Origin of the sequence: Marinobacter qingdaonensis (assembly GCF_034555935.1) — a bacterium.
Lineage (GTDB): Bacteria > Pseudomonadota > Gammaproteobacteria > Pseudomonadales > Oleiphilaceae > Marinobacter > Marinobacter qingdaonensis.
In genome coordinates, this window is record NZ_JAYDCJ010000003.1 from 2,326,749 (window position 1) to 2,351,767 (window position 25,019).

The window sequence follows — 25,019 nt, forward strand, 5'->3', positions numbered from 1 at the left end:
ACACATCATGGATAAAAAATTGCTGGCAATGCTGGCGTGCCCGGTTTGTAAAGGCGACCTCAAGCTGAACGAAGCCCGTACCGAACTGGTTTGCTACCAGGACGCGATGGCGTTCCCCATTCGCGAAGGCATCCCGGTCATGCTCTCCAGTGAAGCCCGAACCCTGTCGACCGACGAACGCCTCGACAAGCACTAACCCATCCCTCCCAGGAGGCATCCGCCATGTCCTTTACGGTCGTCATTCCCGCCCGCTACGCCTCGACCCGGTTGCCGGGGAAACCCCTGGCCGACCTTGCTGGCAAGCCCATGGTCCAGCACGTTTACGAGCGCGCGTGCGCCAGCCGGGCGGAGCGGGTTGTGATTGCCACCGACGACGAGCGCATCCGGTCCGCCTGCGCCGGGTTCGGCGCGGAGGTGGTCATGACCTCACCGGATCACGCCAGCGGTACCGACCGGCTGGAGGAGGTGGCCCGGACCCTGGGTTTCGACCCGGAGCACCGGGTGGTGAACGTTCAGGGCGACGAGCCCCTGATTCCCGCCGGTTTGATCAATCAGGTCGCGGACAACCTGGAGCGTTATCCGGAGGCGGCGATTGCCACCTTGTGCGAGCGCTTGCACGATCCGGAGACGGTGTTTAATCCCAACGTGGTGAAAGTGGTGTTTGATCATCAGGGCATGGCCCACTACTTCAGCCGGGCGCCAATTCCCTGGGCGCGGGATCGCTGGCAGGAAGGCAGCCCGCTGTCGGGTAAGGATGCCTCTCTGCCGGATGGCGTCGGGTTCTTCCGCCACATCGGCATCTACGGATACCGGGCCAGTGTCCTCGGCGAGTTTGTGGCCTGGCCTCCGGCCCCGACCGAGAAGGTGGAATCCCTGGAGCAACTGCGGGCGCTGTACAACGGGGCGCGCATTCACGTGGATGTCGCCGTGGAAAAACCGCCCGCCGGGGTCGACACCGAAGCCGATCTTGAGCGCCTGCGCCAATGGTTTTCAACGGGGGGTAGAGCATGACCGAACCAGTGCGAGTCCTGTTTGTGTGTCTTGGCAACATCTGCCGCTCGCCCAGCGCGGAGGGGGTATTCCGGGATCTGGTGAGCCGCTCCGGGTTGCAGGAGCGCATTGAAATCGACTCCTGCGGGACCGGCGACTGGCATTTGGGCAAGGCGCCCGATGCCCGCGCCACCCAGGCGGCCCGCAAACGCGGTATCGATATCAGTGATCTGCGGGCGCGCCAGTTTGCCATCGAGGATCTGGCCGGCTTCGACTACGTGCTGGTGATGGATCGCCAGAATCTGGCCGATGTCACCGAGGCCTGGCAGCGGACCGGTGGGACCCGGCCGCAGCTGTTTCTCGACTTTGGCCAGTCCGAGTATCGGGAAGTCCCGGATCCATACTATGGCGGCGACGACGGTTTTGAGCTGGTGCTCGACCTGATCCACGAGGCGGCCGAAGGCCTGCTGGCCGACATTCGGGGGCGTCTGGCTTGAGCGCTCAAGCGGAACCCCGGGAATTCGTCGAGCTCGGCGACTTGAATACCCTGCATGTGCCCGCCGTGGCGCGCTATTACCAGGAAGTAGCCGACGCCGAGGCGCTCCAGGCCGCGCTCGGCTGGGCCGAGGCCAAGGGGCTCCCCGTCCAGATCCTGGGCGGTGGCAGCAATCTGGTGTTCGATGGTGATTTCCCCGGCCTGGTCGTGCGGATCGCGGTGCGCGGTCGGTCCTGGGAGCAGGCAGCCCAGCAGGCGGCAACCCTGGTGCTTGGGGCCGGCGAAAACTGGCACGAAGCGGTGCTGTACGCCGCCGGTGCCGGCTATCGCGGTATCGAAAACCTGGCCCTGATACCGGGCACCGCGGGCGCGGCACCGGTGCAGAACATCGGTGCCTACGGGGTCGAACTCTGCGACACCCTGGAGTCCCTGACCGCACTGGACCGCCGCTCCGGCGAACTGGTCACCCTGACCAATGCCGACTGCCGGTTTGCCTACCGTGACAGTCTGTTCAAGCAGAACCCGGGGCTTTACGTAATCCTGGAAGTCCGGCTCAGGTTGGCTCGGGACAAGCCGCTGGCCCTGGGTTATGGCGATCTGGAGGCGTACCTCGGGCAGGTGGAGCCTGCGGAGCTAACGGCCATGGCTGTGGCCGAGGCGGTGATGGCGATTCGCCGGCGTAAACTGCCGGACCCGGAGATGATTCCCAACGCCGGCAGTTTCTTCAAGAACCCGGTGGTTCCGGCGGCCCAGTTCGATGAGTTGCAGGCGAGTCATCCCGATATCGTTGGCTATCCCCAGTCTGAGGGCGTGAAGCTGGCGGCGGCCTGGTTGATCGATCGCTGCGGCTGGAAGGGCTACCGCAATGCCCGGGTGGGCGTGCACAATCGCCAGGCTTTGGTGCTGATTAACCACTCCGGAGGCTCAGGCCGAGATATCCTGGCCTTGGCGGCGACCATTCGGGATTCGGTGCGCGATCAGTTTGGGGTGGTGCTGGAAATGGAACCGGGCATCGTTCGATAGCCCGGGGAGGGCGGGCAAACCGATGGTTTGCCCGCGATCACTCAGGTCGGTGTCACAAGCCCTTGCGCGGTGACGCCTTGACCATGAATGGCAGGGCCTGCTCCAGCGGAATGTCCTGCTTGTCGGCGTCGCGACGGCCCTTGTACTCCAAGGTGCCGGCGGTCAGGCCCCGGTCCGAAACCACGAATCGGTGCGGGATGCCGATCAGCTCCATGTCGGCAAACTTAACCCCCGGACGCTCGTTGCGGTCGTCCAGCAGCACGTCATAGCCGGCCTGGCGCAGCTGTTCGTACAGCTTCTCGCCGGCTTCGGCCACGGTCGGTGACTTGTGGCCGTTCAGGGTGACAATGGCAATCTCGAACGGCGCAATGGCGTCTGGCCAGATAATGCCCTTGTCGTCATGGTTCTGCTCGATGGAGGCGGCGACGATGCGGGACACGCCAATGCCGTAACAGCCCATTTCCATGACTGCGGTCTTGCCGTTTTCGTCCAGCACCGTGGCGTTCATGGCCTGGCTGTATTTGTTGCCCAGCTTGAAGATGTGTCCGACCTCGATGCCGCGACGGATTTCCAGGGTGCCCTTGCCATCGGGGCTGGGGTCGCCCTCGACCACGTTGCGGATGTCCTCGACGCGGGCTAGCGGCACGTCCCGCTCCCAGTTCACACCGGTCAGATGGTAGTCATCCTTGTTGGCGCCACAGACAAAGTCCGCCAGGTGCGCGGCGCTCCGGTCGACAATCACCGGCACGTTGAGGTTCACCGGGCCGATGGAACCGGGCTGGCAACCTACCGCGGCGAGGATTTCCTCGTCGGTGGCCATGGTCAGGGGCTCGGCGATGCCGGCCAGGTTCTCCGCCTTGATCTCGTTCAGGCTGTGGTCGCCCCGGAGGATGAGCGCCACCAGGCCGGCGTTGCCGTCTTCGTCCGCTTCGCCTTTCACCAGCAGGGTCTTGACCGTGCGTTTGACGTCCAGCTCCAGGAACTCGGAGATCGCCGCGATGGTCCGTTGGCCCGGGGTTGCCACCTCGGCCATGGCTTCGCCCGGGGCCGGGCGCTCGCCGGCCGGGGCGACCGCTTCGGCCTTTTCAATGTTGGCGGCGTAGCTGCTTTCGGTGCTGAACACGATGTCGTCCTCGCCGGAGGAGGCCAGCACGTGGAATTCGTGGGACGCACTGCCGCCAATGGCGCCGGAGTCGGCCTGTACCGGTCGGTAGTCCAGGCCCAGGCGATCAAAGATCGAGCAGTAGGTGCGGTGCATGACCTGGTAGGTGTCGTTCAGCGACTCGGCGTTCAGGTGGAACGAGTAGGCGTCTTTCATGACGAATTCCCGCGCCCGCATGACCCCGAAGCGGGGCCGGCGCTCGTCCCGGAACTTGGTCTGGATCTGGTAGAAGTTGGCCGGCAGTTCCTTGTAGCTCTTCAGCTCGTTGCGGATCAGATCGGTAATCACTTCCTCGTGGGTCGGGCCGAAGCAGAAGTCACGGCCGTGGCGGTCGTTCATCCGCAGCAGTTCGCCACCGTACTGGGTCCAGCGACCGGATTCTTCCCAGAGTTCCGCCGGTTGGACCGCCGGCATCAGCACCTCCTGACCGCCACTCTTATCCATTTCCTCCCGAACGATCCGTTCCACCTTGCGCAGGGTCCGCAACCCCATCGGCAGCCAGGTGTAGAGGCCTGCGGCGAGCTTGCGGATCATGCCGGCGCGCAACATGAGCTGATGGCTGATGATTTCGGCGTCTGCCGGGGTCTCTTTCTGGGTCGCAATGAGGTAACGGCTTGCTCGCATTGTGTCTTCCGTTCGGTTTACATCAGAGGGTGTTGTTCAGTGGCGGTTATTGTACGGAGCCTGCCCGACAAGGTACAGACGGCGACGGTCGAATCTGACCGCTCGGTCAGTCCCGGCCAGCCCGGCTCGACCGGGGTCAGGACAGGTAGCCCAGGGGCAGGGCGGTGCTGTCGATCACCCGGCGCAGCACGAAGCTGGAATGGACGCCGCTGACGCCCTGGATGCGGGTGATCCGGTTCAGCAGGAAGTGGTGGTAATGGTCCATGTCCGGTACCACCACCTTGAGCATGTAATCCGCGTCCTGGCCGGTGATCAGGTAACACTCCTGGACTTCCGGGTAGCCCGCCACCTGCTCCTCGAAGGCGGCGAACCGCTCGGGGGTGTGGCGGTCCATGCCGATCAGGATGATGGCGGTGAGCGACAGGCCCAGTTTCTTGTGGTCCAGCACGGTGACCGTGCGGACGATGACGCCGGCTTCTTCCAGCGCTCGCACCCGGCGCAGGCAGGGCGATGGGGACAGGCCGACCTTGTCGGCCAACTCCTGGTTGGTCAGGGCGCCATTTTGTTGGACCTGTTCCAGGATGCGACGGTCGGTTTTATCAATTTTCACGAGTTTGCTGGATTTTTCGGGCATAGGGTTGCTCAAACTGTGTATTGATCAACACAATATAGCCGAATTGGTGGCTTGGCTACAAAAAAAGCAATCCTATGCCCGTCCGGAGCCGCTACCATGGTTAACCAGTGCAAGACCAATCATCGACAACCGCAAGGACTGACAGAAATGGCGTTTGATCACCGTAAATATGTCGCTTTCAAACCTGTTGGAAAAACCGATCGCCGCTGGCCCGACCGGGTGATCGAAGCCGCGCCGACCTGGTGCGCGGTCGACCTGCGGGATGGCAACCAGGCGCTGGTCAAGCCCATGTCCGTGGCCCAGAAGCAGCGGTTGTTCGATTTGCTCGTGAAGCTCGGTTTCAAGGAGATTGAAATCGGCTTCCCGGCGGCCAGCCAGCCCGACTTCGATTTCTGTCGCAAGCTGATCGAGGAGGATCGCATTCCCGAGGACGTGAAGATCCAGGTGCTGACCCAGGCCCGCCCGGAGCTCATCGAGCGCACCTACGAGGCGTTGAACGGCGCCAAGCGGGCCATCGTCCACGTTTACAACTCCACCTCAACGGTGCAGCGGGAGCAGGTCTTTGGTCTGGATCGGGCCGGTATCCGCGACATCGCCGTGAATGGCGCCACGTTGGTGCGGGACATTGCCGCCCGTCACCCTGAAACCGAATGGACCTTTCAGTACTCGCCCGAGAGCTTCACCGGTACCGAGCTGGATTTTGCCGCCGAGGTGATCGATGCGGTCACCGAGGTCTGGCGTCCGGACCAGGGCCAGCCGGTCATCATCAATTTGCCGGCCACGGTCGAAATGGCCACCCCCAACGTGTTTGCGGACCAGATTGAGTGGATCTGCGACCGCATCCAGCGCCGTGAGCACCTGAGCATCAGCGTGCACACCCACAACGACCGCGGCTGTGCGGTGGCCGCCGCCGAGCTGGCGGTGATGGCCGGAGCGGACCGGGTCGAGGGAACCCTGATGGGCAACGGCGAACGCACTGGCAACATGGACCTGGTCACCATGGCCATGAACCTGTATTCCCAGGGCATTGACCCGACTCTGGATCTGTCCGGCATGGCCGAGATCACCGAGGTGGTGGAAGCCTGCACCGAGATCTCCACCCACCCCCGGCACCCCTACGCCGGCGAACTGGTGTTCACCGCCTTCTCCGGCAGCCATCAGGATGCCATCCGCAAGTGCCTGGCCCGGCGTAAGGCCGACGAGGCCTGGAACGTGGCTTACCTGCCGATCGATCCGTTTGATGTCGGGCGGCGCTACGAGGAAGTGGTGCGCATCAACAGTCAGTCCGGCAAGGGCGGCGTGGCCTACGTATTGGAGCGGGATTACAACATCAGCCTGCCGCGCTGGTTGCAGATCGAGTTCAGCAAGATGGTGCAGCGCGAGGCCGAGACCAACGGTGGCGAGATCGATTCGCTGACTATCCATCGTCTGTTCGAGCAGCGCTACCTGAAGGTGCACGACGACTGGGCATTGAACTCCTACGACCTGCACCGGGATTCCGACGGGGTCTGGGCCGAGGTGACCGTCGGCACCGGAAACACCCCCATCGTGTTGAAGGGGCGTGGGCTCGGAGCCGTGGAAGCCGTGTCGGATGCGCTGGAGCGTCGGTTCGGTGTGACGATCGCGGTCGAGGCCTACGACGAATTCGCCTTGGGCGAGGGCACCAATGCCAATGCCCTGGCGTGCATACGCCTGATGGCCAGCGACCAGCATTGCAGTGCTGCGGCACTGGCGGAGGACACCACGTCCGCGACGCTGCAGGCGCTGTTCTCGGCCGTGGCCCAGGTGGTCGGCACGCAAATGCCGGAACCCGCCTCAGGTCGGGAGACGGTGGACGCCTGAGGCGTCTGGGCACAAAAAAGCCGGCACGGGTGCCGGCTTTTTTATTTTCCCATGCCCGTGAGGGGCAAAGGACGGAAAGGGTAACTCCGATCAGACCGGGGTTACGTTTTCCGCCTGCGGACCTTTCGGCCCCTGAGTAACGGTGAACTGCACCTGCTGGCCTTCGGTCAGGGTGCGGAAACCGGAAGCGTTGATGGCGCTGTAGTGAACAAATACGTCACTGCCGCCATCCTGAGCGATGAAGCCAAAGCCTTTGGATTCGTTGAACCACTTAACGTGGCCGGTTTTAGTATCGGACATTGATCTTTCCTGTCTTTCTGAAATTTGCCCTCACGGGACCTTCATATTCCTTGTGGAATGAATGCTGAGAAATCCAGAGAGTACTGAGGAAGGAGCAACGAAGAGCACTTCGGCAGGACGTTGTAGCGCATTCACCAAATACCGCTGTATTTTCACAGCAATTTCAGTATAGACCGAGTTTGGGGGGCGTCAACGCTTTTTTTGGTGCCTGTGCCTCGGTTTTAAACAGTTTAAAAACAACCGGTTGTCTGATTGGGACACACGAAAAACCGAGCCTCGAATCGAGGCTCGGTGTCGGGGCCGCGAACTGGGCTCAGCGCTGGAAGCGCTGGCTGATTTCCTCCAGGATGGCCGGGTCGTCGATGGTGCTCGGCACCGTGTAGTCTTCGCCGTCGGCGATCTGCCGGATGACCCGGCGCAAGATCTTGCCCGAACGGGTCTTGGGCAGCCGGTCCACGACCATGGCGCGCCGGAAGCAGGCGATGGCGCCAATCTTGTCCCGCACCATTTCCACCAGTTCGTCCTCGAGTTCGTCGTGGTCGATGGTGGCGCCGTCCTTCACCAGCACCAGACCGACCGGGACCTGCCCCTTCATGTCATCGTGGGCGCCGACCACGCAGCATTCGGCAATCGCCGGGTGGGCGGCCACCACCTCCTCCATTTCCCCGGTCGACAGCCGGTGGCCTGCCACGTTGATGACGTCGTCGGTGCGCCCCATGATGAACACGTAACCGTCGTCGTCGACATAGCCGCCATCGCCGGAGCTGTAGAAACCGGGGATGGGCTCCAGGTAGCTGTGCCTGAAGCGCTCGTCATCGCCCCACACGGTCAGCAGGCAACCCGGCGGCAGCGGCAGTTTCACGGCGATCTGGCCCTGCTCGCCGGCGGCAAGCTGACGGCCGTTCATGTCGACCACCTGGACATTGAAGCCGGGTGAGGGCACGGTTGCCGAGCCCGGCTTGGTCATCATCATCTCCACCCCCACCGGGTTGCAGCAGATTGCCCAGCCGGTTTCGGTCTGCCACCAGTGATCCAGCACCGGCAGGCGGGTGTGTTCCCGCAGCCAGTCGTAGGTGGGTGGGTCCAGCCGTTCGCCGGCCAGGAAGATGCGCTTCAGGGACGACACGTCGTAGCGTGCCAGCTGGTCCGCCTCCGGGTCTTCCTTGCGGACGGCCCGAAACGCGGTGGGTGCGGTGAACAACAGGTTGACCCCGTGGTCCTGGACCACCCGCCAGAAGGCCCCGGCGTCCGGGGTTTTGACCGGCTTGCCCTCGTACAGGACGGTGGTGCAGCCGGCAAACAGCGGGCCGTAAACAATGTAGCTGTGGCCAACCACCCAGCCCACGTCGGAGGCGGCCCAGTACACATCGCCCGGATTGGCGTCGTACACCAGCTTCATGCTGTAGTTGAGGGCGACCGCGTGGCCGCCGTTGTCCCGCACCACGCCTTTGGGCTTGCCGGTGGTGCCAGAGGTGTACAGGATGTAGAGCGGGTCCGTTGCTTGCACCGGCACCGGGTCGGCCGGGGTGGCCGCGGCAACCAGGGTTTGCCAATCGAGGTCCCGGCCAGCCTGCAGCTGGGCTTGAGCCTGTGGACGCTGGTAGACGATGCAGCGTTCGGGTTTGTGGCTGGCCTGCTTGATGGCCTGGTCAACCAGTGGCTTGTACTCAATGACCCGGTCGATTTCGATGCCGCAGGATGCGGTCACGATGGCCTTGGGGGTGGCGTCGTCGATGCGGACCGCCAGTTCGTGGGCGGCAAATCCGCCGAACACAACGGAATGCACGGCGCCAATGCGGGCGCAGCCGAGCATGGCAATCACCGCCTCGGGGATCATCGGCATGTAGATGATGACCCGATCCCCCTTGCTGATCCCCTGGTCGCTCAGGGCACCGGCAAATCGGGCGACGGCATCGGTCAGCTCTTGATAGGTGTAGGAGCGTTGGCTGTTGGTGACCGGAGAGTCGTAGATCAGCGCTTTCTGGTCTGCCCGTCCGGCCCGAATGTTGGCGTCCAGGGCAACATCGGAGCTGTTCAGTACGCCGTCGGAGAACCAGGTGCCGTGGCCGTTGCTGCTTCGCTGCCAGATGGTCTTGGGCGCCTTGATCCAGTCGATCTGCCCGGCCTGTTCGCGCCAGAAGTCTTCCCGATGGTCGATCGACCGTCGGAACTCCTCGTGGTAGTCCATGCGTTCCACCTCATTGGGCCTATTGTTGTTGTATTGTATTGCTACAACTCTAGGCCGTTTGAAGACATGGACTAGTAGACCATTGGCTTAGTTCTGGGCTTTTTCCGACGGGTCGTTGATCGGGGTGACCGAGACCACCTCGGCACTGATGTCGGCCCGTGCCACCCGAGCGTTGATGCGATCCCCCGGTTCCAGGCCGGAGGCGTCGCGAATGATCTGATTTTCCGGGTCCCGAACGATGGCGTAGCCGCGACCCAGGGTCGCGAGCGGGCTGACGACGTGCAGGGTTTGCGCCGCATGCTCGAGCTGGTCGCGGCGCCGTTTCAGATGCAGCTCAAAGGCGGCGCCCAGGCGCTCGCGGGCGCGGTTCAGGGCCTCCGAGCTGCTCACCAGTTGCCGTATCGGAGACTGCATGGCCAGCCGTTGTCCGGCGTGGTCACTGCGCACCCGCAGGCGCTCCAGCCGTTGCCCCATGATCTTGTTCAGGCGCAGCTCCAGCTCGTCCATGCGCTGGGCTTTCTCCTGCAGTTCCCGGCGCGGATCCCGCAATCTGGCGCTCAGATGCTCGACCTGAGTGCCCATCCGCCGGATCACCCGCTGGGCGGCCTGGGCCAGTCGCAGCTGCTGCTCGTTGATCCGTCGCAGCCAGTGCTGCTGGTCCGGCGAGATCTTTTCGGCGGCCGCGGAGGGGGTGGGTGCGCGCAGATCGGCGACAAAGTCGGCAATGGTCACGTCGACTTCGTGACCCACCGCGCTGACCGTCGGGATTTGGCAGTTGGCCAGGGCGCGCGCCACTGCCTCCTCGTTGAAGCACCACAGGTCCTCCAGGGAGCCACCGCCACGCCCGACGATCAGGACATCGGCGACGCCGTGCGCCTGGGCCCGTTCGATGGCCTGGACTATGTCCGCGGTGGCGGCCTTGCCCTGGACCGCGGTCGGGTACAGGGTCACCGGAATGGCCGGGCAGCGACGGGCCAGCACGGTCAGGATGTCGTGGATGGCGGCACCGGTGGGTGAGGTCACCACGCCAATGTGCCGGGGTGTCGTCGGCAGGGGCTTCTTGCGGGCAGGGTCGAACAGACCTTCGGCCTGCAGTTTTTGCTTCAGCTGCTCGTACGCCAGCTGCAGCTCGCCCAGGCCGGCCGGCTCGAGGTGTTCGACAATGATCTGGAAGTCGCCCCGGTTCTCGTACAGGGTGACCTTGCCGCGGATGCGGACCTGGTCGCCTTCCCTGGGCGGTGTGCGAACCCGCTGGTTGGCGCCACGAAACATGGCGCAGCGTACCTGGCATTTCCGGTCCTTCAGGGAAAAGTACCAGTGCCCGGAGGAGGGGCGCGAGAACCCGGACAATTCCCCCTCGACCCAGACCTGCATGAAGCTGGATTCCAGCAGGTGGCGGGCCTGATGATTCAATTCGCTGACGCTCAGTGCCCGGGGGCGGGGGTCCTGGAACGCGGGGGCAGTCCGGGCGGTTCGGTACTCATCCATACGCAATAGCCGAAAAGTGGGAGGGCAAAACTAGCCAAAATTCAAAAAGATGCAATCGAACGTTAAAAAAGGCGCGGTTTACTGTCCCCGAGCGCCCCTTTATAATAGATCGATTAAGGATTTTGCTTTGCTGTGCCGCCGCGGGTGCAGCACGGAAACTCCCAATTTAGCACGTTCAAAAGGCGGATCCCAATGCTGCGAATTGCCGAAGAAGCCCTCACGTTTGATGATGTTCTGCTCGTCCCCGGATATTCCGAAGTACTGCCCCACGAAGTCAGCCTGAAAACCCAGCTGACCAAGGGTATCACCCTCAATATCCCGCTGCTGTCCTCGGCGATGGATACGGTCACCGAGGCCGAACTGGCCATCGCCATGGCCCAGGAAGGCGGTATCGGCATCATGCACAAGAACATGTCGGTAGAGCAGCAGGCGGCTGCGGTTCGCAAGGTCAAGAAATTCGAGAGCGGCGTGGTCAAGGACCCGATCACCGTGTCACCGGAAACCACGGTGCGCGAGCTGGTGGACATCACCGTTGCCAACAGCATCTCCGGTCTGCCGGTGGTCGATGGCAATGACCTGGTCGGCATCGTGACCGGCCGTGACATCCGGTTCGAGAGCGGCATGGACACCCCGGTGCGGGACATCATGACGCCGAAAGACAAGCTGGTCACCGTCAAGGAAGGGGCCAGCCTGGACGACGTCAAGGAACTGTTGCACCGTCACCGCATCGAGAAGGTCCTCGTCGTCAACGACAACTTCGAGCTCCGTGGCCTGATCACGGTGAAGGACATTCAGAAGGCCAAGGACTATCCGTTGGCCTGTAAAGACGATCAGGGCCGTTTGCGGGTGGGCGCCGCCGTCAGCACCGGCGGCGACACCGAGGCGCGGATTTCCGCCCTGGCCGAAGCCGGGGTGGATGTGATCGTGATCGACACGGCCCACGGCCATTCCAGGGGCGTGATTGAGCGCGTGCGCTGGGCCAAGCAGAACTTCCCGGAAGTGCAGGTGATCGGTGGCAACATCGCCACTTCCGACGCCGCCATCGCCCTGGCCGAGGCCGGCGCGGACGCGGTGAAGGTGGGTATCGGTCCCGGCTCCATCTGCACGACCCGGATCGTGGCCGGCATTGGCGTGCCCCAGATCTCAGCGGTGTCCAACGTGGCGGCGGCGCTGAAGGATCGCGGCGTTCCGCTGATCGCGGACGGCGGCATCCGGTTCTCCGGTGACATCGCCAAGGCCATCGCCGCGGGCGCCCACAGCGTCATGATCGGCAGCCTGCTGGCCGGTACCGACGAAGCCCCGGGCGAAGTGGAGCTGTACCAGGGTCGGAGCTACAAGGCCTACCGCGGCATGGGCTCCATCGGCGCCATGGGGCAGGGTTCCAGCGATCGCTACTTCCAGGATGCCAGCAAGGGTATTGAAAAGCTGGTGCCGGAAGGCATCGAAGGTCGGGTGGCCTGCAAGGGCCCGATGCGCAACATCGTACATCAGCTGGTTGGTGGTCTGCGGGCGTCCATGGGCTACACCGGCAGTGCCACCATGGAAGAGATGCGCACCAAGCCCGAGTTCGTGCGCATCACCAACGCCGGTATGCGTGAGAGCCACGTCCACGACGTGACCATTACCAAGGAAGCGCCGAACTACCGAATCGGTTAACCTTCGCCCTATCTGATCGCGGTCCGGTGTCCAGCCGGGCCGCGTCGTTTCTTTCTGACCCGAGGACTCCATGGCCCAGAACATCCACGACCACCGCATCCTGATTCTCGATTTCGGTTCCCAGTACACCCAGCTGATTGCGCGTCGGGTACGGGAAATCGGCGTCTACTGTGAGATCAGGGCGTTCGACATCACCGACGAAGAACTCGATGACTTCAAGCCCAAGGGCATCATCCTGGCCGGTGGGCCGGAGTCGGTCACCCAGCTGGGTGGCCCGAGAGCGCCGGCAGGGTTGTTCGAGCGGGGTATCCCGGTGCTGGGGATCTGTTACGGCATGCAAACCATGGCGGAGCAGCTCGGCGGGCGTGTGGCCAGCTCGGAGAAACGTGAGTTCGGTTACGCCCAGGTCAAGGTGCGCGCCGGCGGACCGCTGTTGCAGGACATCACCGATCACCTGACCGCGACCGGCGACTCGTTGCTGGACGTCTGGATGAGCCACGGTGACAAGGTGGTGACCATGCCGGAGGGCTTCGAGCTGCTGGCCTCCACCGAGAGCGCGCCGATTGCCGCGATGCAGGACGTGAGTCGTAACCTCTACGGGGTCCAGTTCCACCCGGAAGTAACCCACACCCTGCAGGGCAAGCGCATTCTTGAGCACTTTGTGCTGAATATCAGCGGTTGTGAGGCGCTCTGGACCCCGGCCAAGATCGTCGACGACGCCGTCCGCCAGATCCGCGAGCAGGTGGGCAATGACAAGGTCCTGCTGGGGCTGTCCGGTGGCGTTGACTCGTCGGTGACCGCGGCGCTGCTGCACAAGGCCATCGGTGAGCAACTGACCTGCGTGTTCGTGGACAACGGCCTGCTGCGCCTGCACGAAGGCGATCAGGTGATGGACATGTTCGCCAGCAACATGGGCGTGAAAGTGATCCGGGTTGACGCCGAGGAGCTGTTCCTGTCCAAGCTCAAGGGGGTCAGCGATCCGGAACAGAAGCGCAAGATCATCGGCAACACCTTCATCGACGTGTTCGACGAAGAGGCGGCGACCATCAAGGATGTGAACTGGCTGGCCCAGGGCACCATCTACCCGGACGTGATCGAGTCCGCGGCTTCCAAAACCGGTAAAGCGCATGTCATCAAGTCCCATCACAATGTTGGTGGTTTGCCGGAAACCATGAAGCTCAAGCTGGTGGAGCCGCTGCGCGAGCTGTTCAAGGACGAGGTCCGTCGCATCGGCCTGGAGCTGGGCTTGCCGTACGACATGGTCTATCGGCATCCGTTCCCGGGGCCGGGCCTTGGGGTTCGTATCCTGGGTGAGGTGAAGAAAGAGTACGCCGACATCCTGCGTCGTGCCGACGCCATCTTCCTGGAGGAGCTGCATCGGGCGGACCTGTACCACAAGACCAGCCAGGCCTTTGCCGTATTCCTGCCGGTGAAGTCCGTGGGCGTAGTGGGCGATGCGCGCCGCTACGAGTACGTGGTGGCCCTGCGTGCGGTGGAAACCATCGACTTCATGACCGCCCGCTGGGCGCACCTGCCGTACGATCTGCTGGAGACGGTGTCGAACCGGATCATCAACGAGATCACTGGCGTGTCCCGGGTGACCTACGACGTCTCCTCCAAGCCGCCCGCCACCATTGAGTGGGAGTGATCCGGGTCGAATGACGTCGACCGCTGACGCCGGTGCGACCGATGCCCGCTGGATGGCGCGGGCTCTGGAGCTGGCGGGTCAGGCGGCAGCGCTAGGTGAGGTGCCGGTCGGGGCGGTCGTGGTTCTGGATGGCCGCGAGGTCGGGGCCGGGTTCAACGCCCCGATCACCGGCTGCGACCCGACGGCCCACGCTGAAGTCCGGGCGCTCCGGGACGCCGCCGCGCGAATTGGTAATTATCGCCTGTCAGGCGCTACGCTTTATGTAACGCTGGAGCCATGCACCATGTGCGTGGGGGCCATCGTGCATGGTCGGATCAGCCGCCTGGTCTATGGGGCAACCGAGCCCAAGGCCGGCGCCGTTGAGTCGACGCGCCGCACGCTGGACGAACCGCACCTGAACTGGCAGGTGGACGCCGTCGCCGGTGTCCTCGGCCAGGAGTGCAGTCGGATCATCACGGACTTCTTCAGTGCCCGGCGCAAGGAGATCCGGCGCCAGCGACAACAAGATTCAGGGAAGGGTGGTACACAGCCATGAAAGTACTGGTTACCGGCGGAGCCGGCTACATTGGCAGTCATGTAGTGCGCCAGCTGGCGCAAGCGGGCCACGACATCGTGGTCTTTGACAACCTGTCGACCGGGTATCGCTGGGCGGTGACCGCCGGCGAACTGGTGGTTGGCGATCTGGCCGACGAGAGTGCGGTCAATGACCTGTTCAGCGAGCACCGATTCGAGGCGGTCCTGCACTTCGCCGCCAACATCGTGGTTCCTGAATCGGTCGCCAATCCCCTCAAGTATTACAGCAACAACACCCGCAATACCCTGAACCTGCTCAAGGCCATCGAGCGCCACCAGGTCCCCTATGTGGTGTTCTCCTCCACGGCGGCGGTCTACGGCATGCCCGAGCAGACCGTTCTCACCGAGGACCTGCCACTGGCGCCGATCAATCCCTACGGCGCGTCCAAGACGATGAGTGAGCGCATGATCATGGATCTGGCGGCGGCGTCGGATCTCAACTACGTCATCTTGCGCTATTTCAACGTGGCCGGCGCCAATCCGGACGGCCTGTTGGGGCAGGCGACACCCGAAGCCACCCACCTGATCAAGGTGGCCTGCGAGTGCGTCACCGGCCAGCGGGATGGCATGAGCGTGTTTGGTACCGATTACGGCACCCGGGACGGCACCTGTGTCCGGGATTACATCCACGTCGAGGATCTGGCCAAGGCCCACGTCATGGCCCTGGACTACATGGCCGGGGGCGGTGAGTCGAAAGTGCTGAATTGCGGCTACGGGCGCGGGTTTACCGTTCGGGAAGTGATCGATGTGGTCAAGCAGCAGTCGGGTGTCGACTTTCCCGTGGCGGAAACCGAGCGCCGGGCCGGCGATCCCGAGGCGCTGATGGCGGATAACTCGCGGATCAAGGCGGTGCTCGGCTGGACCCCGGACTACGACGACCTGCAGACCATCGTCAAAACGGCGCTGGCCTGGGAAGCCATCTGGCAGCAGCGCAAAGCGTCGACGCAGTAAGTACCACTCCTCAGTGTCAGGAACGATTTGATGAATATTACGATTTTCGGGACCGGGTATGTTGGTTTGGTGACGGGCGCCTGTCTGGCGGACGTCGGCCACCACGTGTTGTGCATGGACGTGGATCAGGCAAAGATCGACAAACTGAAAGCCGGCCATATTCCGATCTACGAGCCCGGGCTTGAGTCCATCGTCAAGCACACGGTGGAGGCCGGGCGCCTGGCGTTCACCACCGACACCGCCGAGGCGGTCAGCCACGGTGTGTTGCAGTTCATCGCCGTTGGCACGCCACCGGACGAGGACGGCTCGGCGGACCTGCAGTATGTGACCGCAGTGGCCCGCACGATTGGTCAGCACATGGACGAGTACAAGGTGGTGGTTGATAAGTCCACGGTGCCGGTGGGTACTGCCGATCGGGTTCACGCCGCATTGCGGGCGGAGCTGGACAAGCGCGACCTGGAGCTGGACTTCGACGTGGTGTCCAACCCCGAATTTCTTAAGGAAGGGGCGGCGGTCAACGACTTCATGAAGCCGGACCGGATCGTGGTGGGCACCAGCAGCGACAGGGCGGTCGACCTGTTGCGGGAGGTGTACTACCCGTTCAACCGCTCCCGCGACCGGATGATTTTCATGGACGTCCGGTCCGCCGAGCTGACCAAGTACGCCGCCAACGCCATGCTGGCGACCAAGATCAGCTTCATGAACGAAGTCGCCAACCTGGCCGAGCGCCTGGGCGCCGACATCGAGGCGGTGCGTCAGGGTATTGGCTCGGATCCGCGCATCGGCTACCACTTCATTTACCCCGGCTGCGGCTACGGTGGCTCCTGTTTTCCCAAGGACGTTCAGGCCCTGGCCCGGACCGCCGCCGACTGCGATTACGAAGCGCGCCTGTTGAATGCCGTTGAGTCGGTGAACCGGGCGCAGAAGCACGTGCTGTTCGACAAGATTTCCCACTATTTCCAGGGCGATCTGAACGGCAAGGTGGTGGCGCTCTGGGGCCTGGCCTTCAAGCCCAACACCGACGACATGCGCGAAGCCTCGTCCCGGGCCCTGATGGAGGACCTGTGGCGGGCCGGCGCCAAGGTGCAGGCCTACGACCCCGAGGCCATGCGCGAAACCCAGCGGATCTTTGGCGACCGGGACGGGTTAACCCTGTGCGGGACCAAAGAGCAAGCGCTGAAGGGCGCGGATGTGCTCGCTATTTGCACCGAATGGAAGGAGTTCCGGTCACCGGATTTCGACGGCATCGTCGCGGCCTTGCGGGAGCCGGCGGTGTTTGACGGCCGCAACCTCTATGAGCCGGAGATGCTGGAGCGCTATGGTCTGGTGTATTACGCCATTGGCCGTGGCCGCACCCAATTCCACGGAGTGTGAGCATGACCCAGGCATCGGACTTTCAACTGCACGACCGTCTGGCGCGGGACACCATCAGTCTGGGGCGAAGCCGGTTGTGCGAGATTCGCCTGATGAACGATCGGACCTGGCCCTGGGTGCTGCTGGTGCCGGCGATTGCCGGCATCCGCGAGATTTACGAGTTGGCCCCGGAGCAGCAGCAGCGTCTGATCGAGGAGTCCTCAATGCTCAGCCAGGGCATGATGGACGCGTTTGATGGCGACAAGATGAACGTGGCTGCACTGGGCAACATGGTGCCTCAGCTTCATCTTCACCACATCGTCCGGTTTGAAGGCGACCCTGCCTGGCCAGGTCCGGTCTGGGGAGTTCAGCCGCCGGAAGGTTACAGCGAACAGGAGCTGGCTGCGGTTCGCGCCCAGTTGGCGCCATTGCTGGAACGGCTGGCCTGACGCGGGCCAAAAAAAAGCCCGCCGATGGCCGGCGGGCTTAAAGCTACCTGGAAAGGTAACGACTCAACAATGGAAGGTGTATCGTCTTCCACTTCTCTCCACGGGGTGGTTCCGGGAAAGGTTCCATCGATTTCAGGATTTTTTTCCTCCCGATCGGGTTGCCAGGGTTTGCGACCCCACCAGAATCATCCGCAATTCGGTCTTGAGCTTGGTTTTCAGTTCTTCCCGCTCCCTGGTATTCGCATCCAGGGCCTCGGCGCCCTGGTTAAAGACCAGGGTCACCATGGCCTCGGCCACCAGGCGGGCATCGGCAAGCGGCTTGTTCTGCTCGTCGGCAAACCGGCTGAGATCGTCCGCCAGTTCGGTCACGAAATGATCGATTTCGGCCTTGATCGCGGTTCGGAAGGGTTTGGACACCCCAGTGCGTTCGCGCAGCATCAGTCGAAACAGGTTGGCGTTGTTGCCCAGGTACTCCATGAAGGTCTCAACCGAGGTGGAGATGGCGCTGCCGTCGCGAGCGATGCGCTTGCGCGCCTGACGCATGAGTTGGCGTAAGGCGACCCCGCCTTCGTCCACCAGGGCCAGACCCAGTTCGTCCAGCTCGGCAAAATGCCGGTAAAACGAGGTGGGGGCAATACCCGCCTCCCGGGCCACCTCCCGCAGGCTCAGGCTGCCAAAGCCCCGGTCGGCGCTCAATTGGGCCAGGGCGGCATCCATCAGGGACCGGCGGGTGCGTAGTTTCTGCTCGGCTCTGGACGACAAGTTGACACTCCATCTGCTATCAAAACCCCGCATTCTAGCGGCCGGCGGACGGCCCGTCATCCGCGCCCGGGGCGGGCCGAGAATGACGCCTGATTTTCAGTGTCATTGTGTTTATAATGGGCGGCTTTTCCAGTATGGTCGCCGCACGATCTGGCGGGCCAGAATTTAGCAGCGCGGCAAGCCCCATGGCGCTTGCCTGCCAAGACATTACGCACACATCAGAAAGAACGGGAACCGGTATGCGCAGTCATTATTGCGGTGGGATCAATGAATCCCACATCGATCAGGAAGTTACACTCTGCGGATGGGTACACCGCCGCCGCGATCACGGTGGTGTTATCTTCCTCGATCTGCGGGATCGGGATGGCATGTCCCAGGTGGTTGTCGATCCGGATACCCCCGACAGTTTCGCATTGGCCGAAAAAGTGCGCAGTGAGTTTGTGGTTAAAGTAACCGGCCGCGTCCGTCGCCGTCCGGCCGGTACCGAGAACAACAACATGCCCACCGGTCAGGTCGAGCTGCTGGGCAAGCAGCTGACCATCCTGAACGCCGCCGCGACCCCGCCGTTCCCGCTGGATGAGCACGTTGATGTTGGTGAGGACGTGCGTCTGCGTTACCGCTTTGTCGACCTGCGCCGTCCTGAAATGATCAACCGGCTGCGATTCCGTTCCCGGGTCACCAGCTACATCCGCAACTACCTCGACAGCAACGGCTTCATGGATGTGGAAACCCCGATCCTGACCCGCGCCACGCCGGAAGGTGCCCGGGACTACCTGGTGCCGAGCCGTACCCACGAGGGCTCGTTCTTCGCGCTGCCGCAGTCGCCCCAGTTGTTCAAGCAGCTGCTGATGGTGTCGGGCGTCGACCGTTACTACCAGATTGCCAAGTGCTTCCGGGATGAGGATCTGCGTGCGGATCGGCAGCCGGAATTCACCCAGGTGGACATCGAGGCCTCGTTCGTTGACGAGGAGAGCCTGATGAGCCTGAACGAGGGCATGGTGCGCTCACTGTTCAAGGACGTGCTCGACGTCGAGTTGCCGTCCTTCCCGCGCATGCCTTACGCAGAGGCCATGCAGCGCTATGGCAGCGACAAGCCGGATCTGCGGATCCCGCTGGAGCTGATTGACGTGGCCGACCTGGTCGAAAGCGTCGACTTCAAGGTCTTTGCCGGCCCGGCCAAGGATCCGAAAGGTCGCGTTGCCGCCCTGCGGGTACCCAAGGGCGCGGAACTCACCCGCAAGCAGATCGACGACTACACCAAGTTTGTCGGCATCTACGGTGCCAAGGGCCTGGCCTACATCAAGGTCAATGACCTGTCCAAAGGCGTCGAAGGCCTGCAATCGCCGATCATCAAGTTCCTGGGCGACGACGTGGCCCAGGCGGTCATGGAGCGCGTCGGCGCCGAGGACGGTGACATCGTCTTCTTTGGTGCCGACAAAACCACGGTGGTCAACGAGGCCCTGGGCGCTCTGCGGATCAAGATCGGTCACGATCTCGAGATGCTGACCAGCGAGTGGGCGCCGCTGTGGGTGGTGGACTTCCCGATGTTCGAGGAAACCCCGGATGGCGAGCTTACCGCGATCCACCATCCGTTCACGGCACCGTCCTGCAGCACCGAGGAGCTGGCTGCCAACCCGGCGACCGCGCTGTCCCGGGCCTACGACATGGTCCTGAACGGCACCGAGTTGGGCGGTGGCTCGATTCGTATCCACGACGAGAAGATGCAGGAAGCGGTGTTCCGTATCCTCGGCATTGGCGAGGAAGAAGCCCGCGCCAAGTTCGGTTTCCTGCTGGACGCCCTGAAGTTCGGTTGCCCGCCCCATGGCGGCCTGGCCTTCGGTCTGGATCGTCTGGTGATGCTGATGACCGGTGCCAGCTCGATCCGCGACGTGATCGCCTTCCCGAAAACCCAGAGCGCAACCTGTCTGATGACCCAGGCGCCCGGGGAGGTCGACGACAAGCAGCTGCGTGAGCTGCACATTCGTCGCCGGCGCTCGGCCAAGGCCGTGGAGGGCAACAAGGCTGAAGGCGAGACCGAGGCAGCAAAGACCGAGTAAATTCAGATGGCAAGGTGCGCCGCAGGCCGGCGCACCGGCACGATGAATGGAGGAGGTTTATGGCGGGTCACAGCAAGTGGGCCAACATCAAACACCGTAAGGCGGCTCAGGACGCCAAGCGGGGCAAAATCTTCACCAAGATCATCCGTGAGCTGACCGTTGCCGCCCGCCAGGGTGGCGACAACCCGGACGATAACCCGCGCTTGCGTGCGGTGATCGACAAGGCGCTCACCGCCAACATGAAGAAAGACACCATCGAGCGCGCTGTGGAGCGCGGTGCCGGTGGTGGTGACGACAGCAATTACGAAGAGCTCACCTACGAGGGTTACGGCCCGGGTGGGGTCGCAGTCCTGATTGAGGCCATGACCGACAATAAGAATCGGACCGTGGCGGAAATCCGCAATGCCTTCAACAAGCTCGGTGGCAACCTCGGCACCGATGGCTCTGTGGCCTACCTGTTCAGCAAGCAGGGCATCATCAGCTACGGTCCGGATTTGGACGAAGATCGGCTGATGGAGGCGGCGCTGCAGGCCGGGGCCGAGGATCTGGCGGTCCAGGACGACGGCTCGTTCGAGATCGTCACGGTGCCGGAGCAGTTCCTGGACGTGAAAGAAGCGCTGGTCGATCTGGGCTTCAGCCCCGACAACGCCGAGGTCACCATGGTGCCGTCCACCCGCGTCGAGCTGGATCGGGAGGGGGCGGAAACCATCTTCAAACTGATCGATACGCTGGAAGATCTGGACGATGTCCAGAATGTGTACCACAACGCCGATGTGTCTGGCGATATCATGGCGTCGCTCTAGGGCGGCAGGGGAGTTCGATTGCCGATCATCCTGGGCGTAGATCCCGGCTCAAGAACCACCGGTTTTGGCATTATCCGGGCCGAGGGCCGGCACATTGAGTACCTCGACAGCGGTTGCATCCGGGTTGGCCAGAAGCCCATGGCCGAGCGTCTGCAAACCATCTTTCACAGTCTCGCCACCCTGATCGGGGAATACCGCCCGGAGGAATTCGCGATTGAGCAGGTGTTCATGGCTCGCAACCCGGATTCGGCCTTGAAACTCGGCCAGGCTCGGGGCGCGGCCATCGTCAGCGCCGCCAACAGCGGCCTGGCGGTGCACGAGTACTCCGCCCGCCAGGTCAAGCAGGCGGTGGTGGGCAAGGGCGGGGCCGACAAGGCCCAGGTCCAGCACATGGTTCAGGCGTTACTGGCGCTGTCCCGCAAACCCCAGGAGGATGCCGCCGACGCCCTGGCGATTGCCATGTGTCACGCCCACATGAGTCAAAGTGTGTTGCGGGTTGCCGGCGCAGGCGGCAAAGTCCGAAGTGGTCGAGTCCGACACCAATAATCCGCTCCCATAAGCGTCAGGAGTTAGCCCTTGATAGGTCGTATCCGTGGAACACTGATCGAGAAATCCCCAGGCCAGGCGCTGGTTGAGTGCGCCGGGCTGGGTTACGAAGTCGACATCCCCTACACCACCTTCTTCCACCTTCCTGAGACCCATCAGGAGGTCACCCTCCACACCCATTTTGCCGTGCGCGAAGATGCCCAAAGCCTGTACGGGTTCGCCTCGCGGCTCGACCGGGACCTGTTCCGCCTGCTGATCAAGGTGAACGGTGTGGGCCCCAAGCTGGCCGTGGGTATTCTCTCCGGGCTCGATGCCCAGCAGTTGATTCGTTGCGTCGAGGCGCGCGATGCCAACGCACTGGTCAAGTTGCCCGGTGTGGGCAAGAAGACCGCCGAACGCCTGCTTATTGAAATGGCCGACCGGATCGGGCAACTTGAAGGTCAGTTCGTTCCCGGGTCGCCGCAGGCGACACAGCCGGGGCAGGCCGATCCAGCCGTGCCGACCCAAGGCCCGGACCCGCGGGTGGAAGCCGAGGCCGCCCTGATTGCCCTGGGCTACAAACCCCAGGAAGCCGCCAAGGCCGTTACCAAGGTGGCCGAGGACGGCATGTCCAGTGAGGCCCTGATCCGGCTGGCGCTTCGCAACATGATCCCGGCCTGATGACGCCGGGGTAATGTGTCGCCAATATAGCGCCAAACCTGTAGAGAGCGTAACGTGACACTCCAAGGCGGGTTTGTACAATTGGTGCATCCCATTAACCCCTGAGGCAAGCGCTAAGGCAGAACGTTGAATCCCAGCAAACGGATGATGCCATGATCGAATCCGACCGACTGATCTCAGCCCGGGCCGGTGAATACGAAGAGGTGCAGGATCGGGCCATCCGACCGACCTTGTTGACGGAATACGTCGGCCAGCCGGCCGTGCGTGAGCAGATGGATATTTTCATCTCGGCCGCGCGCAAACGGGAAGAGGCGCTGGACCATGTGCTCATCTTTGGTCCTCCGGGGCTGGGTAAAACCACGCTTGCCAACATCATTGCCAACGAGATGGGGGTGTCGATCAAGACCACCTCCGGCCCGGTCCTGGAAAAGGCGGGCGATCTGGCGGCCATGCTCACCAACCTGGAAGAGGGCGACGTCCTCTTCATCGATGAAATCCACCGTCTGAGTGCCGCAGTCGAGGAAGTCCTGTACCCGGCCATGGAGGACTACCAGCTCGACATCATGATCGGTGAGGGGCCGGCCGCCCGCTCGATCAAGCTTGACCTGCCGCCGTTCACTCTGGTGGGTGCCACCACCCGCGCCGGTTTGCTGACGTCTCCGTTGCGGGACCGTTTCGGTATTGTCCAGCGCCTGGAGTTCTACAACACCGAAGACCTGACCAGCATCATCGTGCGCTCGGCCCGACTGTCGTCCGTGGACATCGATCCGGCCGGTGCGTACGAGATTGCCCGCCGGTCCCGGGGTACCCCGCGAATCGCCAACCGGCTGTTGCGGCGGGTCCGGGATTTTGCCGAAGTCCGGTCTGACGGCCACATCAGCGCCGACATCGCCGATCAAGCCCTGAATATGCTCAAAGTGGACAGTCAGGGCTTTGACCACATGGACCGACGGCTGCTGTTGGCAATGATCGACAAGTTTGATGGCGGTCCGGTGGGCGTTGAGAGTCTGGCGGCGGCCATCAGCGAGGAACGCGGCACCATCGAGGATGTGCTGGAGCCGTTTCTGATCCAGCAGGGCTACATGGTGCGCACGCCCCGCGGCCGCATGGTTACCTCCAACGCCTACCAGCACTTCGGTGTGGTGCCGCCAAAATCGGGTCAGGAGGACGATCTTTTTGGCTGAACCTCTGGCGAGCAATGGCTTCGAGTGGCCAATTCGCGTCTACATTGAAGATACGGACGCCGGCGGCATCGTGTTTCACGCCAAGTACCTGCACTACATGGAGCGAGCGCGAACCGAGTGGGTGCGCAGCTGCGGGGTAGGGCTGCGGGCCGGCCTGGCGGACAATATCAGCTATGTTGTACAGCGTATGGCGCTGCATTATGCGGTGCCGGCCCGGCTGGATGATCAGTTGCTGGTGACCGCCGAACCGGTCGCCTATGGCCGGGTCTGGATGGATTTCAAACAGCGGGTCTGGCGGGCAGAGGATCGTCAGTTGTTGTGCGAGGCGGACGTCCGGGTTGCGTGTGTGGCCCTGGATAGCGGGCGTCCCCGGCGATTGCCCGAAAACATGCAGACGCTGCTGACAGACAGCGTTCAGACAACGGAATAAGCCAGGAGAATAAGGTGGAATCAGAAGTTTCAGTCTGGTATCTCGTGTCCAACGCCGGTGTGCTGGTGCAGCTGGTTATGCTGCTGCTGGCGCTGGCCTCGATCGTGTCCTGGGCGCTGATCTTTCAGCGGTACCAGGTGTTCAAGAAGGCCAAACAGTCGCAGCTGGCGTTCGAGGAGCGGTTCTGGTCCGGCATGGATCTCGGCCAGCTCTACCGGGAAGTCAATGCCGAGCCCACCCCCTTCTCCGGCATGGAGGCGGTCTTTCGCTCCGGTTTCAAGGAGTTCTCCCGTCTTCGCCAACAGAGTCGCGACGCCGACGCCGTCATGGAAGGCACCCAGCGGGCGATGCGCGTGGCCTTTTCCCGCGAGCAGGAACGCCTTGAGACCCACCTCCCGTTCCTGGCGACGGTCGGCTCCACCAGTCCCTACATCGGCCTGTTCGGTACCGTGTGGGGCATCATGAACTCCTTCCGCGGCCTTGCCCAGGTTCAGCAGGCCACCCTGGCGACGGTGGCACCGGGCATCTCCGAGGCCCTGATCGCGACGGCCATGGGTCTGTTTGCGGCCATTCCCGCGGTTATCGCCTACAACCGGTTCTCGGCCATGTCCGACGCCTTGCTCAAGAACTACGAGACCTTTGCCGAGGAGTTCTCGAGCATCCTGCACCGCCGGGTTCACAACAGCGAAAAGAGCGCGGCCTGAGATGGGTATTCGTGAGACCGGCCGGAGGGTAGAGCTATGAAAGGCATGGGAATGATGCCCCAGCACCGGCGTAAGCCGATGTCGGAAATCAACGTGGTGCCCTACATCGACGTCATGCTGGTGCTGCTGGTGATTTTCATGGTGACGGCCCCGATGTTGACCCAGGGCGTGAAGGTTGATTTGCCGGAAACCACTTCGGATCCGATCCAGGCCGACAAGAACGTCGAATCCATTGTCGTGTCGGTGGACTCCAATGGCGCCTACTACGTGGAAATTGGTGATAAGGGCAGTGATCCCATGTCCCTGGGCCAGGTCCGGGAGCAGATTGCCAAGATCCTGTCCCAGCGCGCCAACAGCGAAATTTTGGTGCGTGGCGACGAGCACGTCGAATACGGCACCGTGGTGCGTCTGATGGCCGAGCTCCAGGGCGCCGGTGCCAGCAGCATCGGGTTGATTACCGAATCTCCTCTGGACGACGAGTGACGCCGGTGCGGGT

25 protein-coding genes are annotated in these 25,019 nt (G+C 62.9%); 19 read left to right on the forward strand and 6 right to left on the reverse strand.

All coding sequences use genetic code 11. The annotated features are described in order from the left end of the window. Positions 1-7 precede the first annotated feature (7 nt). The 4 genes from U5822_RS13900 to murB are packed head-to-tail and all read left to right on the forward strand — an operon-like array spanning position 8 to position 2,509. The gene (locus U5822_RS13900) at positions 8-196 is read left to right on the forward strand and encodes a Trm112 family protein (protein ID WP_322856211.1); all 189 of its coding nucleotides are present in this window, start codon (positions 8-10) and stop codon (positions 194-196) included. Between the two features lie 26 nt (positions 197-222). Then, positions 223-1,011 carry a 3-deoxy-manno-octulosonate cytidylyltransferase gene (gene kdsB, locus U5822_RS13905; protein ID WP_322856212.1) on the forward strand — a complete coding sequence of 263 codons (789 nt, stop codon included), beginning with the start codon at positions 223-225 and terminating at the stop codon, positions 1,009-1,011. Continuing rightward, the gene (locus U5822_RS13910) at positions 1,008-1,487 is read left to right on the forward strand and encodes a low molecular weight protein-tyrosine-phosphatase (protein ID WP_322856213.1); all 480 of its coding nucleotides are present in this window, start codon (positions 1,008-1,010) and stop codon (positions 1,485-1,487) included. Before kdsB ends, U5822_RS13910 begins: the two co-directional genes overlap by 4 nt. Next, complete coding sequence (gene murB / locus U5822_RS13915) at positions 1,484-2,509, forward strand: UDP-N-acetylmuramate dehydrogenase (protein ID WP_322856214.1); 1,026 nt, start codon at positions 1,484-1,486, stop codon at positions 2,507-2,509. Before U5822_RS13910 ends, murB begins: the two co-directional genes overlap by 4 nt. A 52-nt stretch (positions 2,510-2,561) precedes the next feature. Here murB and U5822_RS13920 read toward each other — a convergent pair whose 3' ends face one another. Both U5822_RS13920 and U5822_RS13925 read right to left on the reverse strand, forming a co-directional pair. Beyond that, entirely contained in the window at positions 2,562-4,295 is a 1,734-nt protein-coding gene (locus tag U5822_RS13920; RefSeq protein ID WP_322856215.1) for a proline--tRNA ligase, read from the reverse strand. Positions 4,296-4,431: 136 nt separating this feature from the next. Then, positions 4,432-4,929 carry an Lrp/AsnC family transcriptional regulator gene (locus U5822_RS13925; protein ID WP_322856216.1) on the reverse strand — a complete coding sequence of 166 codons (498 nt, stop codon included), beginning with the start codon at positions 4,927-4,929 and terminating at the stop codon, positions 4,432-4,434. A 147-nt stretch (positions 4,930-5,076) separates the two neighbouring features. Between U5822_RS13925 and leuA the strand changes: the two genes are divergently transcribed. Beyond that, positions 5,077-6,771: a 2-isopropylmalate synthase gene (leuA, locus tag U5822_RS13930; RefSeq protein WP_322856217.1), complete on the forward strand. Its 1,695-nt coding sequence runs from the start codon at positions 5,077-5,079 to the stop codon at positions 6,769-6,771. Between the two features lie 90 nt (positions 6,772-6,861). Here the strand turns inward: leuA and U5822_RS13935 are convergent, their stop codons facing one another. The 3 genes from U5822_RS13935 to xseA form a co-directional block, all read right to left on the reverse strand. Next, the gene (locus tag U5822_RS13935; RefSeq protein ID WP_008169155.1) at positions 6,862-7,071 is read right to left on the reverse strand and encodes a cold-shock protein; all 210 of its coding nucleotides are present in this window, start codon (positions 7,069-7,071) and stop codon (positions 6,862-6,864) included. Positions 7,072-7,384: 313 nt separating this feature from the next. Beyond that, entirely contained in the window at positions 7,385-9,298 is a 1,914-nt protein-coding gene (locus U5822_RS13940) for a propionyl-CoA synthetase (RefSeq protein WP_322856935.1), read from the reverse strand. Positions 9,299-9,346: 48 nt separating this feature from the next. Beyond that, positions 9,347-10,747, reverse strand: a complete 1,401-nt coding sequence (xseA, locus tag U5822_RS13945) for an exodeoxyribonuclease VII large subunit (protein ID WP_322856218.1) — start codon at positions 10,745-10,747, stop codon at positions 9,347-9,349. A gap of 192 nt (positions 10,748-10,939) precedes the next feature. Here xseA and guaB point away from each other — a divergent pair, with 192 nt between their 5' ends. The 6 genes from guaB to U5822_RS13975 all read left to right on the forward strand — a co-directional run bounded on the left by guaB (position 10,940) and on the right by U5822_RS13975 (position 17,377). Then, the gene (gene guaB, locus U5822_RS13950; protein WP_322856219.1) at positions 10,940-12,403 is read left to right on the forward strand and encodes an IMP dehydrogenase; all 1,464 of its coding nucleotides are present in this window, start codon (positions 10,940-10,942) and stop codon (positions 12,401-12,403) included. Positions 12,404-12,473: 70 nt separating this feature from the next. Beyond that, on the forward strand, positions 12,474-14,051 hold the full coding sequence (gene guaA / locus U5822_RS13955; RefSeq protein WP_322856220.1) for a glutamine-hydrolyzing GMP synthase: 1,578 nt from the start codon (positions 12,474-12,476) through the stop codon (positions 14,049-14,051). Positions 14,052-14,061: 10 nt separating this feature from the next. After that, positions 14,062-14,586, forward strand: a complete 525-nt coding sequence (gene tadA / locus U5822_RS13960; protein WP_322856221.1) for a tRNA adenosine(34) deaminase TadA — start codon at positions 14,062-14,064, stop codon at positions 14,584-14,586. After that, entirely contained in the window at positions 14,583-15,575 is a 993-nt protein-coding gene (galE, locus tag U5822_RS13965) for a UDP-glucose 4-epimerase GalE (RefSeq protein WP_322856222.1), read from the forward strand. The genes tadA and galE overlap by 4 nt, the downstream gene beginning before the upstream one ends. A 30-nt stretch (positions 15,576-15,605) precedes the next feature. Next, positions 15,606-16,949, forward strand: a complete 1,344-nt coding sequence (locus tag U5822_RS13970) for a UDP-glucose dehydrogenase family protein (RefSeq protein WP_322856223.1) — start codon at positions 15,606-15,608, stop codon at positions 16,947-16,949. Positions 16,950-16,951: 2 nt separating this feature from the next. Next, complete coding sequence (locus U5822_RS13975) at positions 16,952-17,377, forward strand: HIT family protein (protein ID WP_322856224.1); 426 nt, start codon at positions 16,952-16,954, stop codon at positions 17,375-17,377. Positions 17,378-17,509: 132 nt separating this feature from the next. On the opposite strand, the gene fabR is transcribed toward U5822_RS13975, so the two are convergent. Next, positions 17,510-18,139, reverse strand: a complete 630-nt coding sequence (fabR, locus tag U5822_RS13980; RefSeq protein ID WP_375171855.1) for an HTH-type transcriptional repressor FabR — start codon at positions 18,137-18,139, stop codon at positions 17,510-17,512. Positions 18,140-18,378: 239 nt separating this feature from the next. On the opposite strand from fabR, the gene aspS reads away from it, so the two are divergent. The 8 genes from aspS (at position 18,379) to tolR (ending at position 25,006) form a co-directional block, all read left to right on the forward strand. Further along, complete coding sequence (gene aspS, locus U5822_RS13985) at positions 18,379-20,196, forward strand: aspartate--tRNA ligase (protein ID WP_322856226.1); 1,818 nt, start codon at positions 18,379-18,381, stop codon at positions 20,194-20,196. A gap of 59 nt (positions 20,197-20,255) precedes the next feature. Continuing rightward, complete coding sequence (locus U5822_RS13990) at positions 20,256-20,999, forward strand: YebC/PmpR family DNA-binding transcriptional regulator (RefSeq protein WP_322856227.1); 744 nt, start codon at positions 20,256-20,258, stop codon at positions 20,997-20,999. A gap of 18 nt (positions 21,000-21,017) precedes the next feature. Beyond that, entirely contained in the window at positions 21,018-21,545 is a 528-nt protein-coding gene (gene ruvC / locus U5822_RS13995) for a crossover junction endodeoxyribonuclease RuvC (protein ID WP_322856228.1), read from the forward strand. 30 nt (positions 21,546-21,575) lie between these two features. After that, positions 21,576-22,205 (forward strand): Holliday junction branch migration protein RuvA, encoded by a 630-nt coding sequence (gene ruvA, locus U5822_RS14000; protein WP_322856229.1) that lies wholly within the window; start codon positions 21,576-21,578, stop codon positions 22,203-22,205. A 152-nt stretch (positions 22,206-22,357) separates the two neighbouring features. Then, positions 22,358-23,389, forward strand: a complete 1,032-nt coding sequence (gene ruvB, locus U5822_RS14005; protein ID WP_322856230.1) for a Holliday junction branch migration DNA helicase RuvB — start codon at positions 22,358-22,360, stop codon at positions 23,387-23,389. Beyond that, positions 23,382-23,819 (forward strand): tol-pal system-associated acyl-CoA thioesterase, encoded by a 438-nt coding sequence (gene ybgC / locus U5822_RS14010; RefSeq protein ID WP_322856231.1) that lies wholly within the window; start codon positions 23,382-23,384, stop codon positions 23,817-23,819. Before ruvB ends, ybgC begins: the two co-directional genes overlap by 8 nt. Positions 23,820-23,833: 14 nt before the next feature. Beyond that, on the forward strand, positions 23,834-24,523 hold the full coding sequence (gene tolQ, locus U5822_RS14015; RefSeq protein ID WP_322856232.1) for a protein TolQ: 690 nt from the start codon (positions 23,834-23,836) through the stop codon (positions 24,521-24,523). Between the two features lie 36 nt (positions 24,524-24,559). Next, entirely contained in the window at positions 24,560-25,006 is a 447-nt protein-coding gene (gene tolR / locus U5822_RS14020; protein ID WP_322856233.1) for a protein TolR, read from the forward strand. Positions 25,007-25,019 lie beyond the last annotated feature (13 nt).

Bases quoted from the DNA above. Each gene is read 5' to 3' on its own strand.
- U5822_RS13900 (WP_322856211.1), top strand. From the start codon at position 8: ATGGATAAAAAATTGCTGGCAATGCTGGCGTGCCCGGTTTGTAAAGGC.
- kdsB (WP_322856212.1), top strand. From the start codon at position 223: ATGTCCTTTACGGTCGTCATTCCCGCCCGCTACGCCTCGACCCGGTTG.
- U5822_RS13910 (WP_322856213.1), top strand. From the start codon at position 1,008: ATGACCGAACCAGTGCGAGTCCTGTTTGTGTGTCTTGGCAACATCTGC.
- U5822_RS13920 (WP_322856215.1), bottom strand. From the start codon at position 4,295: ATGCGAGCAAGCCGTTACCTCATTGCGACCCAGAAAGAGACCCCGGCA.
- U5822_RS13925 (WP_322856216.1), bottom strand. From the start codon at position 4,929: ATGCCCGAAAAATCCAGCAAACTCGTGAAAATTGATAAAACCGACCGT.
- leuA (WP_322856217.1), top strand. From the start codon at position 5,077: ATGGCGTTTGATCACCGTAAATATGTCGCTTTCAAACCTGTTGGAAAA.
- U5822_RS13935 (WP_008169155.1), bottom strand. From the start codon at position 7,071: ATGTCCGATACTAAAACCGGCCACGTTAAGTGGTTCAACGAATCCAAA.
- xseA (WP_322856218.1), bottom strand. From the start codon at position 10,747: ATGGATGAGTACCGAACCGCCCGGACTGCCCCCGCGTTCCAGGACCCC.
- guaB (WP_322856219.1), top strand. From the start codon at position 10,940: ATGCTGCGAATTGCCGAAGAAGCCCTCACGTTTGATGATGTTCTGCTC.
- guaA (WP_322856220.1), top strand. From the start codon at position 12,474: ATGGCCCAGAACATCCACGACCACCGCATCCTGATTCTCGATTTCGGT.
- tadA (WP_322856221.1), top strand. From the start codon at position 14,062: ATGACGTCGACCGCTGACGCCGGTGCGACCGATGCCCGCTGGATGGCG.
- galE (WP_322856222.1), top strand. From the start codon at position 14,583: ATGAAAGTACTGGTTACCGGCGGAGCCGGCTACATTGGCAGTCATGTA.
- U5822_RS13970 (WP_322856223.1), top strand. From the start codon at position 15,606: ATGAATATTACGATTTTCGGGACCGGGTATGTTGGTTTGGTGACGGGC.
- U5822_RS13975 (WP_322856224.1), top strand. From the start codon at position 16,952: ATGACCCAGGCATCGGACTTTCAACTGCACGACCGTCTGGCGCGGGAC.
- aspS (WP_322856226.1), top strand. From the start codon at position 18,379: ATGCGCAGTCATTATTGCGGTGGGATCAATGAATCCCACATCGATCAG.
- U5822_RS13990 (WP_322856227.1), top strand. From the start codon at position 20,256: ATGGCGGGTCACAGCAAGTGGGCCAACATCAAACACCGTAAGGCGGCT.
- ruvB (WP_322856230.1), top strand. From the start codon at position 22,358: ATGATCGAATCCGACCGACTGATCTCAGCCCGGGCCGGTGAATACGAA.
- tolR (WP_322856233.1), top strand. From the start codon at position 24,560: ATGAAAGGCATGGGAATGATGCCCCAGCACCGGCGTAAGCCGATGTCG.